General features: G+C 63.5%; 5 protein-coding genes. All 5 read left to right on the top strand.

Going from position 1 to position 4,790, the window contains the following annotated elements; translation table 11 throughout:
- The first annotated feature begins 42 nt into the window (after positions 1 to 42).
- The 5 genes from EN939_RS21280 (at position 43) to EN939_RS21260 (ending at position 4,738) form a co-directional block, all read left to right on the top strand.
- Positions 43 to 1,662: a hydantoinase B/oxoprolinase family protein gene (locus tag EN939_RS21280; RefSeq protein WP_127269543.1), complete on the top strand. Its 1,620-nt coding sequence runs from the start codon at positions 43 to 45 to the stop codon at positions 1,660 to 1,662.
- Positions 1,659 to 2,861, top strand: coding sequence for a pyridoxal phosphate-dependent aminotransferase (locus tag EN939_RS21275; RefSeq protein WP_127269542.1), 1,203 nt, complete (start codon positions 1,659 to 1,661; stop codon positions 2,859 to 2,861). The genes EN939_RS21280 and EN939_RS21275 overlap by 4 nt, the downstream gene beginning before the upstream one ends.
- 3 nt (positions 2,862 to 2,864) lie before the next feature.
- Complete coding sequence (locus EN939_RS21270; RefSeq protein ID WP_127269541.1) at positions 2,865 to 3,677, top strand: NAD-dependent epimerase/dehydratase family protein; 813 nt, start codon at positions 2,865 to 2,867, stop codon at positions 3,675 to 3,677.
- 274 nt (positions 3,678 to 3,951) lie between these two features.
- Entirely contained in the window at positions 3,952 to 4,176 is a 225-nt protein-coding gene (locus EN939_RS21265; protein ID WP_013529641.1) for an alkylphosphonate utilization protein, read from the top strand.
- Between the two features lie 259 nt (positions 4,177 to 4,435).
- Complete coding sequence (locus EN939_RS21260; protein WP_127269540.1) at positions 4,436 to 4,738, top strand: DUF982 domain-containing protein; 303 nt, start codon at positions 4,436 to 4,438, stop codon at positions 4,736 to 4,738.
- Positions 4,739 to 4,790: the final 52 nt, after the last annotated feature.

Genomic DNA, 4,790 nt, shown 5'->3' with positions numbered 1-4,790 from the left:
GAGCGACGGCGCGATCCTTCTGATCCGCAAAGGCAGCCAGGCATGAGCGACATCAGTGAAATCCGCATGCAGGTCATGTGGAACCGGTTGATCTCGGTGGTCGAGGAGCAGGCCCTCACCTTGCTGCGCACGGCTTTCTCGACATCGGTGCGCGAATCCGGCGATCTGTCGGCAGGCGTGTTCGATCCCCGCGGCCAGATGCTGGCACAGGCGGTGACGGGAACGCCCGGCCATGTCAACACCATGGCCGAGGCGGTGCTGCATTTCATGAACGAAATCCCGCGCGAAACCATGTTCGAGGGTGACACCTACGTCACCAATGACCCCTGGTTGGGCACGGGCCACCTGCACGATATCACCATGGTGTCGCCGTCGTTCCTGAACGGCGAATTGGTTGCGTTCTTCGCCTGCACGGCACATGTGGTCGATGTCGGTGGGCGCGGCTTCGGCGCTGACGGCAAGTCGGTCTACGAGGAAGGCATCCAGATCCCGATCATGAAGTTCGCGGAGAAGGGCAAGGTCAATCTCGATCTCGTCAGGATCCTGCGCGCCAACGTCCGCGAGCCGAACCAGGTCGTCGGCGATTTCTATTCGCTCGCCGCCTGCAACGAAGTCGGCCACCGACGCCTCGTCGACATGATGAAGGAGATCGGCCTGGCATCGCTGGACGGGCTTGGCGAGTTCATCTTCTCGCGCACCCGCGACGCCTTGGTCGAACGCATCAAGGCGATGCCCAAAGGCAGCTGGTCGAACGCGCTGGTGACCGACGGCTACGACGAGCCGGTGAAACTCGCGGCGACGGTCACGGTTAGGGACGCCGGCGTCGAGGTCGATTTCACCGGTACCGACCCGATGAGCCGATGGGGCATCAACTGCCCGATCATCTACAGCAAGGCCTATGCCTGCTACGCGTTGAAATGCGTGGTGGCGCCCGATATTCCTAACAATGCCGCGTCGCTCGCCTTCTTCACCGTGTCGTCTCCGGTCAACATCCTGAACGCCGTGCGGCCGGCGCCGGTGGCGCTCAGGCACATCTTCGGCCACATGGTTCCCGATCTGGTGCTCGGCGCGATCGCCAAGGCGATGCCCGGCAAGATCCTTGCCGAGGGCGCCGGCGCACTGTGGAACATCCATATCTCGGTTCGGCCGGTCTCCGGCGGTTCGGGCCGCCGTGCCGAGGTGCTGATGTTCAATTCCGGCGGCATGGGCGCGCGCCCCGGTCTCGACGGACTGTCGGCGACGGCCTTCCCCTCCGGCGTCCATACGATGCCGATCGAGGCAACGGAGCACACCGGGCCGATCGTCATCTGGCGCAAGGAGCTGCGGCCCGATTCCGGCGGCGACGGCGAGTTCCGCGGCGGGCTCGGGCAGGTTATCGAAATCGAGGCGATCGAGGGCCATGAATTCGACTTCTCGGCCATGTTCGACCGCGTCAATCATCCCGCCCACGGGCGCAACGGCGGCGGGCCTGGAGTGGCCGGCGTGGTCAGGCTGGACGATGGCACGCAGATGCGACCCAAAGGCTGGCAGCATGTTCCGGCCGGCCGTCGGCTGATCCTCCAATTGCCGGGCGGCGGCGGCTATGGCGATCCGTCCAAGCGCAGCACCGAGGCGCGGGCGAACGACCGCTCCAAGGAATACATTTCGGAGAACGGCAAATGAGCTACATTGCCTCGCGCCTGTCTGCGGTGAAGCCGTCGGCGTCCATGGCTGCTTCGCAGGCAGCCAAGGCCCTGCGCGCCAAGGGCGTCGACGTGATCGATCTTGGCCTGGGCGAGCCGGATTTCCCGACACCGAGCCATATCATCGAAGCGGCGCATTTCGCCGCGAAGGCCGGCCAGACGCTATACACGGGTGCCGCCGGCACGGCCGAGGTGCGCGAAGCCGTGGCCGGCAAGTTCCGCCGCGAAAACGGACTGGACTACACGGCGGACGACGTCGTCGTGGCCAATGGCGCCAAGCAGATCATCTTCAACGCGCTGATGGCGACGCTGGAGTCTGGTGACGAAGCGGTCCTGCCGGCGCCCTACTTCGTCTCCTATCCCGAGATGGTGAAGCTGCTCGGCGGCAGGCCTGTCGTTATCGAGTGCCCGGAAACTTCCGGCTTCCGGCTGACGCCGGAGCTGCTCGAAAAAGCCATCACTCCAAGGACGAAATGGCTGTTCCTCAACATGCCCGGCAACCCCTCCGGCGCCATATATTCGCAATCGGACCTGCGGGCACTCGGAGCGGTTTTGGCAAGGCATCCGCAGGTGCTGGTGCTTTCCGACGAGATTTACGAGCACATCCTGTTCGACGGACGCGACTTCGTCTCCTTCGGCAAGGCTTGCCCGGAACTCAGGGACCGCACCCTGATCGTCAACGGCGTCTCCAAATCCTATGCGATGACCGGGTGGCGTGTCGGCTATGCCGCCGGGCCGGCGCCGCTCACCAGGGCGATGGCGATCATCCAGAGCCAGTCCTGCACGTCCGTCTGCTCGATCGCGCAAGCGGCGACGGTGGCCGCGCTCAACGGCCCCCAGGACGAGGTGGCACGCTTTCGGCAGGCGTTCGAGGCGCGCCGCGACCTTGTCGTCGACGGCATCAGGCGGATCAACGGTCTTACGCTTTCGCCACCGGAAGGCGCCTTCTATGCCTATATCGGATGCGCCAGCCTGATCGGCCGCAGGACCCCAAAAGGCGTCGTGCTCGAGGACGACACGGCAGTGGCGAATTATCTCCTGAACGAAGGGCGCGTGGCCTCGGTGCCGGGCGCCGCCTATGGACTTTCCCCCTATTTCCGCATCTCGACCGCGACCGGCGAAGAGGTGCTGACCGAAGCGATCGCGCGCATCAACGCCGCCGTCGCGCAAGTGGAGTAAATCATGCCGCATTACGAACGCATCCTGATCACCGGCGCGGCCGGCCGCCTCGGTTCGGAACTGCGAAAGGGGCTGGTGCCGCTGGCAAAAACGATCCGCCTGGCCGGCCGCGAACCGTTCGGCGATCTTGCTCCACACGAGGAAGAAGCGGTCTTCGACCTCGCCGATATGGAGGCGACGTTTGCCGCCACCAAGGATTGCGATGCGATCGTGCATTTCGGCGGCGCACCACTCGAATGCGAATGGCAAACCATCCTGGATTCCAGCATCCGCGGCTCCTATCACATCTACGAGGGCGCCCGGAAACACGGCGTGAAACGAGTCATCTATGCCTCCTCCGTGCATGCCGTCGGCTATCACGAGGTCGAGGCGCATATCGGCGTCGACGCGCCGGTGCGTCCCGACAGCCTCTATGGCGTGTCGAAGAACTTCGTCGAGAGCCTGAGCCGGCTTTACTGGGACAAGTTCGGCATCGAGACGGCGTGCCTGCGCATCTTTTCGTCCTTCCCCGAACCGGCGGACCGTCGCATGCTGTGGTCATACCTCTCCTTCGCCGATTGTGTGCGTCTGGTCGAGGCAGCTCTCACCGCGCCGCGCGTCGGCCATACGATCTCCTTCGGCCTTTCCGACAACAAGGTGAAAACGGTCGACAACAGCGGCGCCAACCATCTGGGGTTTTCTCCGCAGGATAGTGCCGAGCCGTTCCGCGCCGCGGTCGAGGCGAAAACGCAGGTTCCGGATCCCAAGGCGCCATCGGTGAAGTATCTGGGCGGGTGGTTCTGCGAGCTTGGCCATCCGGACGACAAACAGGCGTAGCTGCCAATCCGCTCGATGGCGCAGAGCGGAAGCCGAGATGCGGCAGGCGACGGATTCACGCGTGGTGGCGGAGATCGAGGAGGTTGTCGGCGGCGCCGGCTTCGATGTGCCACGCCGACCACGGTCATGGATCAGATCTGGCAGCGGTACCTGCAGACGATGCCGGACTTCCCCCAAGCGTTCATCCACCTTGGGCGTCGAAGACTTGCCGGTCGTCATCGGTTTTGGGATTCTCATCTGATCTGGTAGTGGGATCCAAATCACAGGAGATGGCATGCCGAACGATGTAATCGTGCGCGACAGCAATGGCGCTCAATTGAATGACGGTGATTCCGTAACGCTGATCAAAGACCTCAAAGTCAAAGGCACTTCGGAGACGATCAAGCGCGGCACGTTGGTGAAGGCCATCCGCCTGAACGGCAATCCCGGCGAGATCGAATGCAACACCAAGCAAGTGAAAGGCCTGGTGCTCAAGACCGAGTTCGTGAAGAAGGCGTGAGCCTCAAGGCGGCAAGCGATCTCGATGGCTCCTTCGGGATTTTGGAGAGCCTGCCGTCGCCAAGGGGGCTGCGGAGCCGTTGAGCGTCCGGCACGCGATCGTTGCGCTGTGAATTGATAACTTCGCCGACCAGGCACAATCAAAAAAATCGCCAAGTCCCAAGCTGGAACCTCCGGCCTCATTGCGCGTTTCACGGCGTCCCGTTCGCGGACCCGCCCGGATATCTCTCCAAGCGCGCGAAAAACCAGGAGCCCGCTTCATGCACGACAAGCTGTTTCATTCACCGGTCGCACTGTCGGTCGGCCTCGGCTTCAAGCGCGAGATTGCCTCGCTGGCCGAAATGCACGATTTCCTCACCAATTGGACGACCTCCCGCCGCGGCCCGCTTTACCGAAACGCGGTGGAGACATGTGATCTGGCCGTTCCAGGTTATGTGAGCGTCGAGCAGGCGCGCCGGGCGTTGCTCGAATTCGCGCAAGCCGCCGGCATCCTGTGGCCGGACCTCGAGCCGGTGGCGGGCGTGCACGCCGTTGCGCGTGGCTATGGCGGCTACGCCGCCTGAAGATTGATGTTCTCCGTGGCGGCTAAAGCCACACCACCATAGAAAGTCCGGC

The organism is Mesorhizobium sp. M7A.F.Ca.CA.002.05.1.1, assembly GCF_003998335.1.
Classification (GTDB): Bacteria; Pseudomonadota; Alphaproteobacteria; order Rhizobiales; family Rhizobiaceae; genus Mesorhizobium.
This window is presented reverse-complemented; position numbering and strand designations above follow the sequence as displayed.